Genomic DNA, 18,193 nt, shown 5'->3' with positions numbered 1-18,193 from the left:
TCGATCCGCCTCACCTTCAGTCGATCCAGGCCGCGTCTTCCAGATGAAGCTCGGCATCCCGCCGTCCGTTCCATTCGTTGATCTGCGCGCGCCCCGCGACCCACAGGCTCCGACCCGGTCCGGCTGCAAGCAGCGCCTGCCCCATCTCGGTCTCCGCCGCCCGGAACGCCACCGCCTTGACCCTGGCACCATCGGCGCCGGTCAGGACCAGGCGGACATGGTTGGTCCCGACAACATCCGCCTTCACGATCCGCACCGGCCCCGCCGCGATCCGTGGTGCCGGCCAGCCGGCACCATAGGGTCCCGCCGCATCCATGCCGTCGACCAGCGCCGACGTGATCCCGCCCGGTGCCACGACAAGGTCCAGCGTCAGCGCCTGATCCTGCCGCGCGCGCGCGACATCCTCGGCCAGCCGCGAATCGAGGAAATCCGCCAAGGCCTGCAGCCGCTCCGCCGCCACCGTCAGCCCTGCCGCCATCGCATGGCCGCCGCCCGCCGCGAGCAGCCCGGCATCCTTCGCCGCCAGCACCGCCGCGCCAAGGTCGACGCCGCCGATCGACCGGCCGCTGCCCTTGCCGACACCGTCTTCGTCCAGCGCCACGACGATCGCCGGCCGCCCGAACTTCTCCTTGATCCGCCCCGCCACGATGCCGATCACGCCCGGGTGCCAGCCCTCGGCGGCGACAACGATGACCGCGCGATCGTCCTGTGACGCGGCCGCACTCTCGGCCGCCTCGGTCACCATCGCCTCGATCGCCCGCCGTTCCTCGTTCAGGCGGTTCAGCTCCGCCGCGATCGCCGCCGCCTCGTCCGGGTCTTCGGTCGTCAGCAGGCGGACGCCCAGGTCGGACTTGCCGACTCGCCCTCCGGCGTTGATGCGGGGCCCCAGTGCGAAGCCGAGATCGCGGCAGATCGGCGCGCGATCCAGCCCCGCCGCGTCGATCAGCGCGGAAAGGCCGATGTTGCGCCGCTCGCCCATCACCTTCAGCCCCTGGGTCACGAAGGCGCGGTTAAGCCCTCGCAACTGCGCGACATCGGCAACCGTGCCGAGCGCGACGAGATCGAGCAGGTCGAGAAGGCGCGGCTCCGCACGGTCCGCGAAACACCCCCGCCGCCGCAACACGCGCACCGTCGCGACCGCCAGCATGAAGGCCATTCCCACCGCCGCGAGATGGCCGTGGGCGGCGCCCTCTTCCTCGTCCAGCCGGTTGGGATTGACCACCGCATGGGCCACCGGCAGCGCCGTCGCGCATTTGTGGTGATCCACCACGATCACATCAACGCCCGCCGCCTTGGCCAGGTCGAGCGCCTCAAAAGCCTGCGCCCCGCAATCCACAGTAACGATCAGCCGCGCGCCCGCCTCCGCGAGCCGCACCAGTGCCGCGCCGGACGGGCCGTAACCCTCCATCAGCCGATCCGGAATATAACTCTGCGCTGACACGCCCAGAGAGCGGAGCAGGCGCACCAGCAAGGCGGCGGACGTCGCGCCGTCCACATCATAATCGCCGAAGATCGTGATCGCCTCACGCGCCTGCACCGCATCCGCCAGTCGTTCGGCGGCGCGGTCCATGTCGCGAAAGATCGATGGATCGGGCAGAAATCCGCGAATCGTCGGCGCGCGGTTCCGCTCCAGATCCTCGGCAACGCACCCCCGCGCCAGGAGCAGCGCCCGCACCAGATCGTCGTCCCCCGCCGCCAGCACGCCGCTCCGCCAGCGCCAGGCCTGGCCAGTGATCGATCGGGTGACACCGCAAACGGATGAATGAGCGAGCATCCCTGCTATCTAACTCGTCGCGGGCGCAAAGAGAATCCCGCTGCTGGAGAAGAGCGATGGCGATCACCCTGCTCGGATATTGGCGATCGAGCGCCGCCTACCGCGTGCGCATTGCCCTGGCCGTGAAAGGGCTTTCGTTCGACAGCATCGCAATCAACCTTCTCGAAGGGGAGCAGCGCGGTGCCGCATATCGGGGCCTTAATCCCCAAGGCCTTGTCCCTTTCCTGCGCGATGATCCGGCGGCGCTTTCGCAAAGCCTGGCGATCATCGAATATCTCGACGAAACCTATCCCGATCCGCCGCTCTTGCCCGGCACCTCCGCCGAACGCGCCCACGCGCGGGCGCTCGCGCAGACGATCGCCAGCGACATCCACCCGCTCAACAACCTGCGCGTGCTCAAATACTTAAAGCGGGAACTCGGGCAGGATCAGGCGGCGATCGACGCATGGAGCCAAAACTGGATCACCGAAGGCTTCACCGCGCTGGAGGCCGCTGCGGGCACCTTCCTGGCGGGAGACAGGCTGACGATCGCCGACATCTGCCTCGTGCCGCAGATGTACAACGCCCGCCGCATCGCGACAGATCTGACGCCCTTCCCGAAGCTGGTGGCGCTCGACGAACGCCTGTGCGCACGTCCCGCCTTCGCCGCCGCCAGCCCCGAGGCGCAACCGGATGCCCCAACCGAGTAACTATTTGTATGCCAGATGGGTGAACGGATAGGGTCTGCCCTGCCCGTCCACCGGAGAACGTCCCGTCGGCACGAAACCCATCCGCTCGTAAAAACCGACTGCCTGAACGTTCTGCTCGTTCACGTCCGTCGTCATGCGAGGATTAATCGTTAGGCCGTGCCGCACGAGAGCAGCGCCGATGCCCGTTCCTCGAAATGCCGGATCTACGAACAACGCCTCCATGTGACCGACCTCGATCAACATGAAGGCCAGTGCCCGATCGTCATCATCAACGCTCAGCCAAAGGGACGCCTCCGGCAGAAACCGGCACACCAACTCGTCGAGCGCCGCGCGGTCCTCACGCGTGAGGAAGTCGTGGGTGGCATCGACGGCATCCCGCCAGATCTCGACGACGCGCGCTCCGTCTTCCGGGCGCGAGAGCCGGATCGCACCCACGCGCGACGATCCTCAGGCGGCGTTGGTCAGGCTGAGGAACACGTCCTCCAGATCGGCTTCCTGCGTGGAAACGTCGACGATCCCCAGCCCCGCCGCTTGCAAGGCCGCCAGCACCTCGCCCGCATTCACCTTGTTCTTGGAGTAGGTGATGGTCAGCGTCCGATCGCCCTTCAGCGCGATCTTCTCGAAACAGGGCGCGGCGGGCGGCTCGGTCAGGTCGCGATCGACCGTCACCTCGACCGCCTTCTCCTGCGCGGTCGCCATCAGCTCGCGGGTCGGCTGGTTGGCGATCAGCCGGCCATGGTTGATGATGGCGATGCGGTCGCACAGCTCCTCCGCCTCTTCCAGATAATGGGTGGTCAGCACCACCGTGACCCCGCTCTGGTTCAGCTCGCGCACATAAGCCCAGAGCTGCTGGCGAAGCTGGATGTCCACGCCGGCGGTCGGCTCGTCCAGCACCAGGATCGGTGGCTGGTGGACCAGCGCCTTGGCCACCAGCAGGCGGCGCTTCATGCCACCGGACAAGGTGCGTGCATAGGCGGTCGCCTTGTCCTCCAGATGCACCGCGCGCAGCAGCTCCATCGATCGCCGCGCGCCCTTCGGCACGCCCCAGAGGCCGGCCTGGTTCTCCAAGGTCTCGACTGGCGTGAAGAACGGATCGAACACGATTTCCTGCGGCACGATGCCGATCGACGCCTTGGCATTGCGCGGGTCCGCATCGATGTCGAAACCCCAGATCGACACTTTCCCGCTCGTCTTGTTGACCATGCCGGACAAGATGTTGATCAGCGTCGATTTGCCCGCGCCATTCGGGCCGAGCAGGCCGAAGATCGTCCCCCGTGGCACGTCGAAGCTGACGTCGTTCAGCGCGACCTTGCCGCCGCTATACGTCTTGCAAAGATTTCGAATGGAGATCGCGGCATCGCTCATGCCTCGGCGCATAGCCGGAAGCCGGGGGCCGCACAAACGCCCCTGCTCGCGACAGGGGGACTCTCTCGACAGACGGACATGGCCGGCGATAGGAGGCGGCCAGGATCATCAGGACCGACTCGACATGCCCAGCCCCCCCGAAACCGTGACCGTCAACACGCACCGCGTGGCCTGCGACGGCGCGACCGACATTCCCGGCGGCGCGGCGCTCGGCCACCCACGCGTCTTTCTTGAGATCGATGAGAAGGGCTATGTCGAATGCGGTTACTGCGACCGCCGCTTCGTCTTGGCCGGCGGGCCTGCCGACGAGGGTTCCAAGGCGGCCTGATCGGCCTATATCGATTTGATGACCGATCCGCGCTCCTATCTCTACCGCACCCTTGATCCCGATGCGGCGCTCCGCCTGACAGCCGGATCACTCGCCGCCTGCGACGACGGCGAACTCTACCTCCAGTACGCTGCCTCCGAGAGCTTCGGCTTCGACGATGGCCGGCTGAAGACCGCCGACTTCAACACGCAATCCGGCTTCGGGCTGCGCGGCGTCTCGGGCGAGATGACTGCCTTCGCCCATGCCAATGAGATCAGCGAGGGCGCGATCCTCCGCGCGGCCGAGACGCTGACCCTGCTCGATCCGGCGCACGGCCCGAAAGCTCCGGCGCCCCGCCGCACCAACACGCGGCTCTACGGGGACGCCGATCCGCTCGGTCTCATTCCCTTCGCGAAGAAGGTCGAGCTTTGCCAGAAGATCGACGCCGCCGCCCGCGCCCGCGATCCGCGCGTGGTGCAATGCTCGGTTGGCCTCTCCGCCTCGTGGAGCGTGGTCGAGATCGTCCGCCCCGACGGCTTCGTCGCGACGGACGTCCGCCCGCTCGTCCGCCTGAACGTCAGCCTGGTGGTGGAACAGAACGGCCGTCGCGAAACGGGCTTCTTCGGCACCGGCGGCCGCTATCTTTATGACCGCCTGTTCGGAGAGGACGTCTGGAACCGCGCCATAGACGAGGCGCTCGCCCAGGCGCTGGTCAATCTCGACGCGGTCGCCGCCCCTGCGGGTGAGATGACCGTCGTGCTCGGCCCCGGCTGGCCGGGCGTCCTCCTGCACGAGGCGATCGGCCACGGCCTAGAGGGCGACTTCAACCGCAAGGGCACCTCCGCCTTCTCCGGCCGCATAGGCGAGCGGGTGGCCGCACCCGGGGTCACCGTGGTGGACGATGGCTCGATCTTCGAGCGCCGCGGTTCGCTGTCGATCGATGACGAGGGCACGCCGACGCAGGAGACGGTCCTGATCGAGGACGGCATCCTCAAGGGCTACATCCACGACCGTCTGAACGCGCGTCTCATGGGCGTCGCCCCCACCGGCAACGGACGGAGGGAAAGCTTCGCTCACGCACCCATGCCGCGCATGACCAACACCTTCATGAAGGCCGGTAACGACAACCCCGCCGAGATCCTCTCGCGGGTGAAGAACGGTATCTTCGCGAAGAGCTTCGGCGGCGGCCAGGTCGACATCACCAGCGGCAAATTCGTCTTCTCCTGCACCGAAGCGTACAAGATCGAGAACGGCCGCCTGGGTGCGCCGATCAAGGGCGCGACGCTGATCGGCGACGGTCCTTCCGTCCTCACCAAGGTTCGCGCGATCGGCAACGACATGGCGCTGGATGAGGGCGTCGGCATCTGCGGCAAGGGCGGTCAGTCGGTCCCCGCCGGCGTCGGCCAACCGACCCTGCTGATCGAGGGCCTGACGGTCGGCGGCACCGGCTGAGGCGTCAGTAGCCGCTGATCAGCATGTCCATCGCGGCGAGGATCGTCACGTCCTGTTCGGAAAGCGACCCGATGGTTGCTTCGATCTCTTTCGTGCGGATGGCACGCGCGGCTTGCGGGACGAGACGTAGATCGAGGCCATCGAACTTAAGGACTGGATTGAGTCTCGGAGCGACCGCAGGAACCATGTGAGCCGGCCTGAGCGGAACGACAAGCCGGCTGTTCAGGCGTGAGAAGACGTCGGACTGACAATCGACTGCATAGGGTTCACCGCGAACGCGATAGACGTCGAAACGCGCCATCAAAGCGGATCGAGGTCAGACAGCGGTAAGCCGTTCTCCTCGAGCCAGTCATTCCAGGCATCGATCGCTGCGGCATTCTCCTCCTGCCAGCGGCGTTCCAGAACCTTGCGGCTTTCCGCCCGAAGCGCCTCTTCGCACAGGCGTGAAAGGTTCAGCCCTGCTTCTCGTGCAGCCGAGATCACGCCGGTGTCGATCGATAGATTGACAGGCTTCCGCTGGCCAGACGAGATGGAGTCATGCCTCATGCGCATGTTTTCTGCGTACACCAAGCGCCTGTCAACGGCCTACCGCTGCTTAGGTTTTGGGCAAATGCTCACCTCCATGCGCAGGCCGTGAACGCATCTGCAGCAATTTAGATCGCCCGCTCAGAACGAGCTGTTCAAAAGGTTACGAAATTATTTCTGGCACGCCGCTTGCTTAGCTTTTCCGGCTAAAAGCAGGGAGGCGAAATGAAACTCGTCATTGCCATCATCAAGCCGTTCAAGCTGGACGAAGTGCGTGAAGCGCTCTCCGGCCTCGGCGTGCAGGGCATGACCGTGACCGAGGTAAAGGGCTTCGGGCGGCAGAAGGGGCAGACCGAGATCTATCGGGGTGCCGAATACAGCACGAACATGGTGCCGAAGATCAAGGTCGAGGTCGTCACCTCATCCGACCTCGCGCCGCGCGTGGTCGAGGCGGTGCAGCAATCCGCGAACACCGGCGCGATCGGCGACGGCAAGATCTTCGTCCTGGACGTCGGCCAGGTGGTGCGCATCCGCACCGGCGAAACCGACGACATGGCGCTCTGAGGATAAAGGGGGAAACATGAAGCTTTTCTCGAAAATTGGCGGGGCTGCGGGGGCGCTCGGCGTCTCGCTGCTGACCGCGATGCCCGCCTGGGCGCAGGAGGCGGCGGTGGCCGCCGGCCCGATCAAGGCGCCTACGGCCGAGCAGATGGCCGGCATGGTCGACAAGGGTGACACCACCTGGATGCTAATCTCGGCCGCGCTGGTGCTGCTGATGTCGATCCCGGCGCTGGCGCTGTTCTACGGCGGCCTTGTCCGTACCAAGAACATGCTGTCGATCCTGATGCAGGTGCTGACGATCGTCTCGGTCGCCGCGCTTGTCTGGGTCAGCTGGGGCTATTCCATGGCCTTCACCGGCGGTTCGCCCTACTTCGGCAATCTTTCCAAGGCCTTCCTCCAGGGCGTCTCCGCCACCACCTATGCGGCGACCTTCTCCAACAACGTCTACATCCCCGAATACGCCTTCGTGGTGTTCCAGATGACCTTCGCCTGCATCACGCCGGCGCTGATCGTCGGCGCCTTTGCGGAGCGGGTGAAGTTCACGCCGCTGATCATCTTCGTCGTGGCCTGGCTGACCATCGTCTATTTCCCGATGGCGCATATGGTCTGGTACTGGGCGGGCCCGGACTTCCTGTCCGACAACACGTCTGACACCGGCCTGCTCTATGGCTGGGGCGCGCTCGACTTCGCGGGCGGCACGGTGGTCCACATCAACGCGGGCATCGCCGGCCTGGTCGGCTGCATCGTGATCGGCAAGCGCGCCGGTTACAAGCAGGAGCCGATGCCCCCGCACTCGCTGACCATGACCATGATCGGCGCCTCGCTGCTGTGGGTGGGCTGGTTCGGCTTCAACGCCGGCTCCAACCTCGAAGCCAACGGCCTCGCCGCGCTCGCCTTCATCAACACCTTCGTCGCGACCGCCGCTGCGGCCGTGGGCTGGGCGGTGATCGAGCAGATCAAGCATGGCAAGCCGTCGCTCCTGGGTGCCGCATCGGGTGCCGTCGCGGGCCTCGTCGCGATCACTCCGGCCGCCGGCTTCGCCGCGCCGATGACCTCGATCGTCCTCGGCTTCGTCGCCACGGGCGTCTGCTTCCTGTTCGTCACCACGGTGAAGAACGCGCTCGGCTACGATGACTCGCTGGACGTCTTCGGCGTCCACTGCATCGGCGGCATCGTCGGCGCGATCGGCACCGGCATCGTCGCCGATCCGGCGCTCGGCGGTCAGGGCTGGGTCGACTACACCGTCTTCCCGGCGGTGGCGGGCACCTACGACATGGGCGCTCAGGTCCTCACCCAGATCAAGGCGGTCCTGCTGACCCTCGTCCTCTCGGGCGGCGTGTCGGCGATCCTCTTCCTGGCGCTCAAGTACACCGTCGGCCTGCGGCCCTCGCGCGAGGTGGAGGCCGAAGGTCTCGATATCGCCGAGCATGGCGAGCGCGCCTACAATTATTGACGAGATGCGGGCGGGCCTCGTGCCTGCCCCCACAGGGGTTCCTCCTGCGGACGCACTGGGGTCGGGATGGCAACATCCCGGCCCTTCTTTTCGACCGCCCAGTCGAGGGGCCATTTCGCTTGGGTTAGCCCCCCCGTTTCCCTATATGATCGGCATGGCTAGCGAACCCAATGCGAACTCCTACGGTGCGGAATCCATCAAGGTCCTGAAGGGGCTGGACGCCGTCCGCAAACGCCCCGGCATGTATATCGGCGACACCGATGATGGTTCGGGCCTGCACCACATGGTGTTCGAGGTGTCGGACAATGCGATCGACGAGGCTTTGGCCGGCCATTGCGACCGCATCCTGATCCAGCTCAACCCCGACGGCTCCGTCACTGTCGAGGATAATGGCCGCGGCATCCCGACCGGCATCCACAAGGAAGAGGGCGTGTCCGCGGCAGAGGTCATCATGACCCAGCTCCATGCCGGCGGTAAGTTCGACAACACCAACGACGCCAATGCCTACAAGGTCTCCGGCGGCCTCCACGGCGTCGGCGTGTCGGTGGTGAACGCCCTTTCGGAGCATCTCGATCTGCGCATCTGGCGCGATGGAGAGGAGCACTGGATGCGCTTCTGCCGTGGCGATGCGGAGGCGCCGCTGAAAGTGGTCGGCAAGTCCGACAAGCGCGGCACACAGGTCACCTTCCTGCCCAGCCCGGATACCTTCAAGATCACCGAATTCGACTTCGAGAAGCTGGAACACCGCTACCGCGAGCTGGCCTTCCTGAACTCGGGCGTGCGCCTCTTCCTCCGCGATGCGCGCCATGCCGAACCGAAGGAGGTCGAACTCTACTACGAGGGCGGCATCGCGGCCTTCGTGAAATATCTCGATCGCTCCAAGACCTCGCTGATGCCGGAGCCGGTGGCGATCACCGGTCAGCGCGACGATGTCGGCATCGACGTCGCGTTGGAATGGAACGACAGCTATTACGAGCAGGTCCTCTGCTTCACCAACAACATCCCGCAGCGTGACGGCGGCACGCATCTCGCCGCCTTCCGCGCGGCGCTGACCCGCACCCTCAACGGCTATGCCGAGAAATCCGGCGCGCTGAAGAAGGAGAAGGTGACGCTCACCGGCGAGGACATGCGTGAGGGCCTCACCGCGATCGTCTCCGTCAAGCTGCCCGACCCCAAGTTCTCGTCGCAGACCAAGGACAAGCTCGTCTCGTCAGAGGTGCGCCAGCCGCTGGAAAGCCTGATGGCCGACAAGATGGCCGAATGGCTGGAGGAGAATCCGAACCACGCCAAGGCCATCATCCAGAAGGTTATCGACGCCGCCGCCGCCCGAGAGGCCGCCAAGCGCGCGCGGGAGGCGAGCCGCAAGTCGGTGATGGGCATCGCCTCGCTTCCCGGCAAGCTCGCCGACTGTCAGGAAAAGGATCCCGCCAAGTCCGAGCTGTTCCTGGTCGAGGGTGATTCCGCCGGCGGCTCCGCAAAGCAGGGCCGCAACCGCCACAACCAGGCGATCCTGCCGCTCAAGGGCAAGATCCTCAACGTCGAGCGCGCCCGCACCGACCGGATGCTCTCCTCGAAGGAGATCGGGACGCTGATCCAGGCGCTCGGCACCGGCATCGCCACCGGTCTCGACCGAAGCGGCTTCGACATCGAAAAGCTCCGCTACCACAAGATCGTCATTATGACGGACGCCGACGTCGACGGCGCGCACATCCGCACCCTGCTGCTGACCTTCTTCTACCGGCAATTCCGGGAGATCATCGACGCGGGCCACCTCTACATCGCCCAGCCGCCGCTCTATAAGGTCAGCAAGGGCCGGTCCGAGGTCTATGTGAAGGACGATGGCGCGCTCGATCAGTATCTGGTCGATGCCGGCGTCGGCGCGCTCGCGCTCGACACTACCGGCGGCACGCGTTCAGGCGGCGATCTCCGCACGCTGATCGACCACGCGCGTCGTATGCGCACGCTGATGCGCTACGTTCCCCGCCGCTATGACGCCGCGATCATCGAGACGCTGTCGCTCGCCGGCGCGCTTGATCCCGACGCCAACGCCGCTGCCCGACAAGCCGCGATCGACGTGGTGGTCAAGGCGCTCGACGCCGGCGATACCGAGGCGCGCTGGTCGGGAAGCGCGCTGGAGGACGGCGGCTTCGCGCTCGATCGCATGTGGCGCGGTGTGCGCGATCATCACGCGATCGATGCCGCCTTCGTCCAGTCAACCGAGGCGCGCAAGCTCCACGCCCTCGCCGCCGAACAGGCGGAAAGCTATGCCGAACCCTCCCGCTTGGTCTCGATCAAGCAGGCGCAGAAGGATGAGGAGCAGTCCGAAGGCGAGGACGCGCCGGCCGTGGACAGCCGCGGCACGCTCGTCCGCCGCCCGTCCGAACTGCTGGACGCGGTGCTCGCCTCGGGCCGCAAGGGCCTCTCGATCCAGCGCTACAAGGGTCTGGGCGAGATGAACGCCGAACAGCTCTGGGAAACCACGCTCGACCCGGCCAATCGCTCGCTGCTGCAGGTGCGGGTCGAAAATGCGGAGATCGCCCACCAGATCTTCGATCGCCTGATGGGCGACGTCGTCGAGCCCCGCCGCGAATTCATCCAGGAAAACGCCCTCTCGGTCGCCAATCTGGACGTCTGAGCGGGAGGGAGCGGCCGACGCTGCATCGGCGAAATCAGGTCATCGCCGCGACGGCGCAGTTCGCCGCAGCGTCGGATCGCGGCTATGGTTTCGTTAACCAGCCTCGCCTAGCCAGTCCTCACACGAGTGGGGCTGGGGCTTTCAATGTTCAAACGCGTTCTGGGGGCGATCTGTTCCCTGATGATCGGTATGTCGCTGATGGCGACGCCGGCCCAGGCGGCGGGATCCTATCTCCAGTGCGCGCCTTTCGCCCGCGCCTTCTCCGGCATCCAGCTGTTCGGCGCCGCCTACAGCTGGTGGCAGCAGGCGACCGGCCGCTATGCGCAGGGCAGCGCGCCGCAGGTCGGCTCGGTCCTCGTCTTCAAGGCGGTGGATTCGATGCGTTCCGGCCATGTCGCAACCGTCACGCAGATCGTTTCCGACCGCATCGTCAAGGTGACCCACGCCAATTGGTCGGTGATCAACGGGCGTCGCGGCCAGGTCGAGCGGGACGTGACCGTCGTCGACGCCTCGGACAAGGGCGACTGGAGCAAGGTCAAGGTCTGGTACGCGCCGATCAAGTCGGTGGGGCAAAAGGCCTATCCGACCTACGGCTTCATCTACGGCAGCATCGCCGCCGCCCAGGCTGCGGTGACCAAGGTCGCGGACGCGGCGAAGATCGATACGGCATCGTAATCAGCTTGATTGCCCGCCATGTGACTGGCAGTTCGCCGCGCGGCACCCTAGATGACGGGCGTCCTGTACCCGCCGCGTGGAGAACCAAATGAGCGACGATCCCGAAAACACCCTGATCCTGACGCTTGACGGCGGCGATGTCGTCATCCGCCTGCGTCCCGATCTCGCCCCCGGCCATGTCGATCGCATCAAGGAACTGACCCGCGAGGGGTTCTACGACGGCGTCGTCTTCCACCGCGTCATTCCCGGCTTCATGGCGCAGGGTGGCGATCCCACCGGGACCGGCATGGGTGGCTCCGACAAGCCGGATCTGAAGGCGGAGTTCAGCGCGGAAAAGCATCTGCGCGGCATCTGCTCGATGGCCCGCGCGCAGAACCCGAACAGCGCGAACAGCCAGTTCTTCATCTGCTTCGACGACGCCACCTTCCTCGACCGCCAGTACACCGTCTGGGGCGAAGTGGTCGAAGGCATGGAGCATGTCGACGCCCTCCCCAAGGGCGAACCGCCGCGCGCGCCCGGCAAGATCGTCTCGGCCAAGATCGCCGCAGACGCCTGAACGCTTAAGCTTTCCGGCTGAGTTGAAAGAGCGCTCCGGCCCGGCCGGGGCGCTCTTTTCGTATCACGCCGTCTCCAGCGCCTTCATCTTGGCGATCTTCTCGCGCCAGACCAGCGGGGCGGTGTGGTGGACGCTCTCGCCCGTGGCATCGACCGCCACCGTCACCGGCATGTCCTTGACCTCGAACTCGTAGATCGCCTCCATGCCGAGGTCTTCGAAGCCGACGACCTTCGCGCCCTTGATCGCACGGGCGACCAGATAGGCCGCACCGCCCACGGCCATCAGATAAGCCGATTTCGCGTTCCGGATCGCCTCGATCGCCGCCGTCCCGCGCTCCGCCTTGCCGACCATCGCATAGAGGCCCTGGTCGAGCATCATCCGGGTGAACTTGTCCATGCGGGTCGCGGTCGTCGGGCCGGCTGGACCCACCACCTCGTCACCGACCGGATCGACCGGGCCGACATAGTAGATCACCCGGCCCCGGAAATCGACCGGCAGTTCCTCGCCCTTGGCCAGCATGTCCTGGATCCGCTTGTGCGCGGCGTCGCGCCCGGTCAGCATCTTGCCGTTGAGGAGCAGGCGGTCGCCCGGCTTCCAGCTTGCCACCACCTCAGGCGTCAATGTGTCGAGATCGACGCGGATCGACTCCTTCGACGGCGCCCATTCGACCTTGGGCCAGGCCTCCAGATCCGGCATCGGCATATACGCCGGCCCCTCGCCCTTCAGCGTGAAATGCGCATGGCGCGTGGCGGCGCAGTTCGGGATCATCGCCACCGGCTTGCCCGCCGCGTGGCAGGGCGCGTCCATGATCTTGACGTCGAGGATGGTGGCAAGGCCCCCTAGGCCCTGCGCGCCGATGCCGAGCGCGTTGACCTTGTCGAAGATCTCGATCCGCATTGCCTCGATATCGGTCTGCGGCCCGCGCAGCTTCAGCTGGCCCATGTCGATCGGGTCCATCAGCGCCTTCTTGGCGAGGAGCACGCAATGCTCCGCCGTGCCGCCGATGCCGATGCCCAGCATGCCGGGCGGGCACCAGCCCGCGCCCATCTGCGGGATCATCTCCAGCACCCAGTCGACGATCGAATCGCTCGGGTTCATCATCTTGAACTTGGACTTGTTCTCCGATCCACCGCCCTTGGCGGCGACGTCGATCGTCACCTTGTCACCCGGCACCATCTCGACATGGAGGACGGACGGCGTGTTGTCCTTGGTGTTGCGGCGGGTGAAGGCGGGGTCGGCCAGCACCGAGGCGCGCAGCCGGTTCTCCGGGTGGAGATAGGCGCGGCGCACGCCCTCGTCGACAATCTCCTGCAGCGAGCGCGAGGTCACGTCCATGCGACAGTCCATGCCCCATTTGACGAAGACGTTGACGATGCCGGTGTCCTGGCAGATCGGCCGGTGCCCCTCCGCGCACATCCGGCTGTTGGTCAGGATCTGCGCGATCGCGTCCTTCGCCGCCGGCCCCTGCTCCGCCTCATAGGCTTCGCCCAGCGCGCGGATGTAGTCCATCGGGTGATAGTAGCTGATGTACTGCAGAGCGTCGGCCACGCTCTCGATCAGGTCGGCTTCCTTGATGATGATTGTCACTGCAACGGCCCCGCAGATGTCTGTTTTCGCGGTTTCCTTAGCCTCTCGTGCCCCGAGCGGAAAGGCTTGCCGTCTTCGCGACGACGGCTTTCCATCTCCTTGAAGTGGAAGGCTTTGGCGGTTGGCAAGCACCCTTTTTCGCGGAGGCGACGATAAAGTCCCTTGTGCCTCCGAATCAGGAGTGACACTATCCGTAGTGTTGGCGCCAGGCGGCCGACACCAGATTGAGTTTCGGTCGGGCGATCACCATATCGTTCTTGTCGTCCTTTCCTGTGGATATCGGGGATGGATGGAGACCCGTGCTCGCGCTGGTGGCCGCCTGGTGTAGGCTCTGGTCTAGGTGCCCGAGTCATTGATGATGACGGTTAGGGGACGCGTGATGGACCTTCTGAGCAGCGGCGGCGAGACGAGCATGAGCGACACCCAGACCCTCGATGCACCGGGCGCGAGCGCGGCCTTGTCCACCAAGGACATCAAGCCGCAGCCCTATCCGGTCGAAGTCGATCACAGCCGCGACGCGCTCCTCACCGATTTCGGCAAGGAGACGCTGAAGGACCGCTATCTCCTCCCCGGCGAATCGTACCAGGACCTCTTCGTCCGCGTTGCCTCGGCCTATGCCGACGATGCGGCGCACGCTCAGCGCATCTACGACTACATCTCCCGGCTCTGGTTCATGCCGGCGACGCCCGTCTTGTCGAATGGCGGCACCGGGCGCGGCCTGCCGATCAGCTGCTACCTCAACTCGGTAGACGACAGCCTGAACGGCATCGTCGACACCTGGAACGAGAATGTCTGGCTCGCCTCGCGCGGCGGCGGCATCGGCACCTATTGGGGCAGCGTGCGCGGCATTGGCGAGCCGGTCGGCCTCAACGGCAAGACCAGCGGCATCATCCCCTTCGTCCGCGTCATGGATTCGCTGACCCTCGCGATCAGCCAGGGATCGCTCCGCCGCGGTTCGGCAGCCTGCTATCTCGACGTCAGCCATCCGGAGATCGAGGAGTTCCTGGAGATCCGCAAGCCCTCCGGCGACTTCAACCGCAAGGCGCTCAACCTCCACCACGGCGTGCTCCTCACCGACGAATTCATGGAGGCCGTCCGCAACGGTGCCTCCTTCGACCTGCGCTCGCCCAAGGACGGGTCGAAGCGCGGTGAGGTCGACGCCCGCTCGCTGTTCCAGAAGCTGGTCGAGACCCGCCTCGCCACGGGCGAGCCCTATATCGTCTTCAGCGACACCGTGAACCGCGCGATGCCGAAACATCACCGCGAACTCGGCCTGAAGGTCTCGACCTCGAACCTGTGCGCCGAAATCACGCTCCCCACCGGCCGCGACCATCTCGGCAAGGACCGCACCGCCGTCTGCTGCCTGTCCTCGCTGAACCTCGAGACCTGGAACGAGTGGAACGGCGACAAGCGGTTCATCGAGGACGTGATGCGCTTCCTCGACAATGTGCTTCAGGATTATATCGACCGGGCCGAGCCGGGGATGGAGCGCGCCGCCTATTCCGCCGGGCGCGAGCGCTCGGTCGGCCTCGGCGTCATGGGCTTCCACTCCTTCCTCCAGGCGCGCGGCCTGCCCTTCGAAGGGGCCATGGCCAAGTCCTGGAACCTGAAGATCTTCAAGCACATCAGCGCCCAGGTGAACGAGGCGTCGATGCAGCTTGCGGTCGAGCGCGGCCCCTGCCCGGACGCCGCCGACATGGGCGTGATGGAACGCTTCAGCTGCAAGATGGCAATCGCGCCGACCGCATCGATCTCGATCATCTGCGGCGGCACCAGCGCCTGCATCGAGCCGATCCCGGCCAATGTTTACACCCACAAGACGCTGTCCGGCAGCTTCTCGATCCGCAATCCGTACCTCGAAAAGCTTCTGATCGAGAAGGCGAAGAACTCCGACGCGGTGTGGAACTCGATCCTCGAAAAGGGCGGCTCGGTCCAGCATCTCGACTTCCTCTCGCAGGAGGAGAAGGACACCTACAAGACCAGCTTCGAGATCGACCAGCGCTGGATCCTCGAACTGGCCGGCGACCGCGCGCCGTTTATCGATCAGGCGCAGTCGCTCAACCTGTTCATCCCGGCCGACGTGGATAAATGGGACCTCCTCATGCTCCACTTCCGCGCCTGGGAACTGGGCATCAAGTCCCTGTATTACCTGCGTTCCAAGTCGATCCAGCGCGCCGGCTTCGCGGGCGGCGTGGAAGCCGACAACACCATCGACCTCCGCCAGATCGAAGTGGAGTCGAAGGACTATGACGAGTGCCTCGCCTGCCAGTAACCCCGTTACCGGCGGCTCGGCACTCTCGCCTGCCAGCAGGAGGCAGGCCTTTGCAACCAAACGCGCGCACCAACACCGGTTCATGCTGAGCCTGTCGAAGCACTGCACCCACCACCACGCAGCACTTCGACAAGCTCAGTGCGAACGGGCGCGGGCCGTGTGTTGAAGGCCCGCACAAATCCCTTCCAATGTAGGAAAACTTTTGCCAGCAGGCGGATGGCTCTTTGAACAAGTTAAACTTGGACCTCGCGCGCACGCGCATGCGCCCACCCGTTGTCGTGCGACTTTCGAGACTTTCCACCGCCCATTCCTTCCCGGAGGGGGAGGGGTAAGCGCCGCGAACACCGCCGATGATCGGACAGAGGCAGCCCCATCAACCACCCACTCGTCACCCCGGCCTTGAGCCGGGGTCCCGCTGCCTCCCACGGGCGAAAAGAAGCGGGATCCCGGATCAAGTCCGGGATGACGTGCTCCTTGTTCGGCAGCTCTCGTCCACTTGCGGACATTGAGTTGTGGTGTGAAGTTGAACGATGGCGTTTAAAACAAAGCTTCAGGAACCGCCTCGTTGGGCCGCACTGCCGATAGTCGCATGCGGCGGAGCGGCGGCCGTCGCGGCTGGACAATTCGTAGGTGCGGCTGCCGCCGAGGCGATTGGATCGGCCTTGATAGCGCTCGTCGCTGTTGCTTTGATCTTCTGGAAAGCACGGTCCGAGGGCTGGCTTTATTCTTTTCTTGTGGTTGCAGGGACAGCACATTTGTTGCTGTGGCTGTTGCTACCTTGGCCTGTGGCTCACAGGCCTGCACGAGGCGACAGCTTCTTCGTCCTCACAGACTTCTTTGTTACTGCTGGCAGCGCCATGATCGTTCGGCATTTAATATGCCGCCGACGCGAGCACCGGAACGACGCCTAACCACTAATCTCGGTCATCGCAGCCACAGTATCCGCCCTACTCCTCCTCATCCTCTTGCCCGGCGGCCAGCCCCTCCATCAACGCCGGATCGATCGGGTCGAGCAGCCCCGCCGCCTTCAGATCCTCGATCCCCGGCAGATCGCGCCGGCTCTCCAGCCCGAAATGCGTCAGGAACGCCGGCGTGGTCGCATAGAGGAGCGGCCGCCCCGGCACCTCGCGCCGACCGGCGGGCCGCACCCAGCCCGCCTCCATCAGCACGTCGATCGTGCCCTTGGAGATCTGCACGCCCCGGATCGCCTCGATCTCGGCGCGGCTGACCGGCTCGTGATAGGCGATGATCGCCAGCGTCTCGATGCCGGCGCGGCTCAGCTTGCGGCTCTGCTCCCGCTCCCGCCTGAGCAGGTGCGACAGGTCGGCGGCGGTCTGGAAATGCCAACGCCCGCCCCGCTCGACCAAGTTGACGCCTCGCCCGGCATAGTCCTCCGCCAGCCGCCCGAGCGCCGGGCGGACATCGCCCTCCCCGACGGCCTCGGCGATCTCGGCCACCGTCATCGGCTCCTCGGCGGCGAACAAGGTCGCCTCCACGGCGCGCGCGAAATCGTCGGGCGGGGTCATGCCGCGCGGATCATCAGCGGCGCGAACACACCCGCCTGCGCGATCTCGATCTTGCCGAGCCGCGCCAGCTCCAGCACGCCAAGGAAGCTGGAGGCCACCGCCGAACGCCGGTAGTCCTCATCCGGCGTCTCGGGCAGGAAGCTCTCCAGGCTCGCCCAATCGATGCGCGTGCCGATCAGCGCGGAGACCCGCTCGATCGCCGCCTCCAGGCTCATCACCGGCCGTCGCGACACGACGTGGAAGGCGGGCGTGGTCCGCGCCTTCACCGCGCCATAGGCGGCGATCAGGTCGAAGAGCTCCGCCGTCCACAGCGGCTTCCTGACCACCTGCAACCCCTCCGGCGCGCCGCGTGCGAACACGTCGCGGCCCAGCCGGTCCCGCGCCATCAGCCGCGCCCCCGCATCGCGCATCGCGTCCAGCCGCTGCAACCGCAGCTGCAGCCGCAGCGCCAGTTCCTCCGGGTCGGGGTCCGCCGCCGGATCCTTGGGCAGCAGCAGTGCCGACTTCAGAAAGGCGAGCCACGCCGCCATGACGAGGTAATCCGCCGCCAGCTCCAGCTTCACCGCCTTCGCCTCCGCGATGAACGCCAGATACTGTTCGGTCAGCGCCAGGATCGAGATCTCGCGCAGATCCACCTTCTGGTTCCGCGCGAGCGTCAGCAGCAGGTCGAGCGGTCCTTCCCAGCCCTCGACATTGGGCGCGAAGACGGGATCACCCTCCGCCAGCGGCAGCCGTTCCTGTGCCTCGTCCCCCATCGCGGCACCGTGCCAGAACCGCCGCCGGGAGAGAAGGCCGGGAACGATTCTGCCCGGGCGC

Annotated in this window: 17 protein-coding genes; 9 read left to right on the top strand and 8 right to left on the bottom strand. The window is 65.8% G+C overall.

Annotated elements, in window-relative coordinates; genetic code table 11:
• Positions 1 to 16: 16 nt before the first annotated feature.
• Positions 17 to 1,774, bottom strand: coding sequence for a single-stranded-DNA-specific exonuclease RecJ (gene recJ / locus ACM608_RS17825; RefSeq protein ID WP_419685038.1), 1,758 nt, complete (start codon positions 1,772 to 1,774; stop codon positions 17 to 19).
• A 56-nt stretch (positions 1,775 to 1,830) separates the two neighbouring features.
• On the opposite strand from recJ, the gene maiA reads away from it, so the two are divergent.
• A complete protein-coding gene (gene maiA / locus ACM608_RS17820; RefSeq protein WP_419685037.1) occupies positions 1,831 to 2,463 on the top strand; it encodes a maleylacetoacetate isomerase in 633 nt (210 codons plus the stop codon).
• Here the strand turns inward: maiA and ACM608_RS17815 are convergent, their stop codons facing one another.
• Both ACM608_RS17815 and ACM608_RS17810 read right to left on the bottom strand, forming a co-directional pair.
• Positions 2,464 to 2,898: an acetyltransferase gene (locus ACM608_RS17815; RefSeq protein WP_419685036.1), complete on the bottom strand. Its 435-nt coding sequence runs from the start codon at positions 2,896 to 2,898 to the stop codon at positions 2,464 to 2,466.
• A 12-nt stretch (positions 2,899 to 2,910) separates the two neighbouring features.
• Positions 2,911 to 3,828 (bottom strand): ABC transporter ATP-binding protein, encoded by a 918-nt coding sequence (locus tag ACM608_RS17810; RefSeq protein WP_419685035.1) that lies wholly within the window; start codon positions 3,826 to 3,828, stop codon positions 2,911 to 2,913.
• A 124-nt stretch (positions 3,829 to 3,952) separates the two neighbouring features.
• On the opposite strand from ACM608_RS17810, the gene ACM608_RS17805 reads away from it, so the two are divergent.
• Both ACM608_RS17805 and tldD read left to right on the top strand, forming a co-directional pair.
• Complete coding sequence (locus ACM608_RS17805; protein ID WP_419685034.1) at positions 3,953 to 4,156, top strand: zinc-finger domain-containing protein; 204 nt, start codon at positions 3,953 to 3,955, stop codon at positions 4,154 to 4,156.
• Between the two features lie 18 nt (positions 4,157 to 4,174).
• Positions 4,175 to 5,587, top strand: a complete 1,413-nt coding sequence (gene tldD / locus ACM608_RS17800; protein WP_419685033.1) for a metalloprotease TldD — start codon at positions 4,175 to 4,177, stop codon at positions 5,585 to 5,587.
• 4 nt (positions 5,588 to 5,591) lie between these two features.
• On the opposite strand, the gene ACM608_RS17795 is transcribed toward tldD, so the two are convergent.
• Positions 5,592 to 5,888 (bottom strand): CcdB family protein, encoded by a 297-nt coding sequence (locus tag ACM608_RS17795; RefSeq protein WP_419685032.1) that lies wholly within the window; start codon positions 5,886 to 5,888, stop codon positions 5,592 to 5,594.
• Positions 5,888 to 6,154, bottom strand: a complete 267-nt coding sequence (locus ACM608_RS17790) for a type II toxin-antitoxin system CcdA family antitoxin (RefSeq protein WP_419685031.1) — start codon at positions 6,152 to 6,154, stop codon at positions 5,888 to 5,890. The genes ACM608_RS17795 and ACM608_RS17790 overlap by 1 nt, the downstream gene beginning before the upstream one ends.
• Before the next feature lie 183 nt (positions 6,155 to 6,337).
• Between ACM608_RS17790 and ACM608_RS17785 the strand changes: the two genes are divergently transcribed.
• The 5 genes from ACM608_RS17785 (at position 6,338) to ACM608_RS17765 (ending at position 11,992) form a co-directional block, all read left to right on the top strand.
• Positions 6,338 to 6,676 carry a P-II family nitrogen regulator gene (locus ACM608_RS17785; RefSeq protein ID WP_419685030.1) on the top strand — a complete coding sequence of 113 codons (339 nt, stop codon included), beginning with the start codon at positions 6,338 to 6,340 and terminating at the stop codon, positions 6,674 to 6,676.
• 16 nt (positions 6,677 to 6,692) lie between these two features.
• A complete protein-coding gene (locus ACM608_RS17780) occupies positions 6,693 to 8,126 on the top strand; it encodes an ammonium transporter (RefSeq protein WP_419685029.1) in 1,434 nt (477 codons plus the stop codon).
• 145 nt (positions 8,127 to 8,271) lie between these two features.
• A complete protein-coding gene (gyrB, locus tag ACM608_RS17775) occupies positions 8,272 to 10,761 on the top strand; it encodes a DNA topoisomerase (ATP-hydrolyzing) subunit B (RefSeq protein WP_419685028.1) in 2,490 nt (829 codons plus the stop codon).
• A 180-nt stretch (positions 10,762 to 10,941) separates the two neighbouring features.
• Positions 10,942 to 11,436, top strand: a complete 495-nt coding sequence (locus ACM608_RS17770) for a CHAP domain-containing protein (protein WP_419685027.1) — start codon at positions 10,942 to 10,944, stop codon at positions 11,434 to 11,436.
• 88 nt (positions 11,437 to 11,524) lie between these two features.
• The gene (locus ACM608_RS17765; protein ID WP_419685026.1) at positions 11,525 to 11,992 is read left to right on the top strand and encodes a peptidylprolyl isomerase; all 468 of its coding nucleotides are present in this window, start codon (positions 11,525 to 11,527) and stop codon (positions 11,990 to 11,992) included.
• Between the two features lie 63 nt (positions 11,993 to 12,055).
• Here ACM608_RS17765 and ACM608_RS17760 read toward each other — a convergent pair whose 3' ends face one another.
• Complete coding sequence (locus ACM608_RS17760; protein ID WP_419685025.1) at positions 12,056 to 13,579, bottom strand: fumarate hydratase; 1,524 nt, start codon at positions 13,577 to 13,579, stop codon at positions 12,056 to 12,058.
• Between the two features lie 379 nt (positions 13,580 to 13,958).
• On the opposite strand from ACM608_RS17760, the gene ACM608_RS17755 reads away from it, so the two are divergent.
• Complete coding sequence (locus ACM608_RS17755) at positions 13,959 to 15,851, top strand: ribonucleoside-diphosphate reductase subunit alpha (protein ID WP_419685024.1); 1,893 nt, start codon at positions 13,959 to 13,961, stop codon at positions 15,849 to 15,851.
• Positions 15,852 to 16,798: 947 nt separating this feature from the next.
• Here ACM608_RS17755 and scpB read toward each other — a convergent pair.
• Positions 16,799 to 17,377: an SMC-Scp complex subunit ScpB gene (scpB, locus tag ACM608_RS17750; RefSeq protein ID WP_419685023.1), complete on the bottom strand. Its 579-nt coding sequence runs from the start codon at positions 17,375 to 17,377 to the stop codon at positions 16,799 to 16,801.
• Entirely contained in the window at positions 17,374 to 18,132 is a 759-nt protein-coding gene (locus ACM608_RS17745) for a segregation and condensation protein A (RefSeq protein WP_419685022.1), read from the bottom strand. The genes scpB and ACM608_RS17745 overlap by 4 nt, the downstream gene beginning before the upstream one ends.
• Positions 18,133 to 18,193 lie beyond the last annotated feature (61 nt).

The sequence above is a fragment of the Sphingomonas sp. ID0503 genome (genome assembly GCF_048565625.1).
GTDB lineage: Bacteria > Pseudomonadota > Alphaproteobacteria > Sphingomonadales > Sphingomonadaceae > JBLZUR01.
The sequence above is the reverse complement of the archived record's forward strand: the minus strand, read 5'-3'. Positions and strand labels throughout refer to the sequence as shown.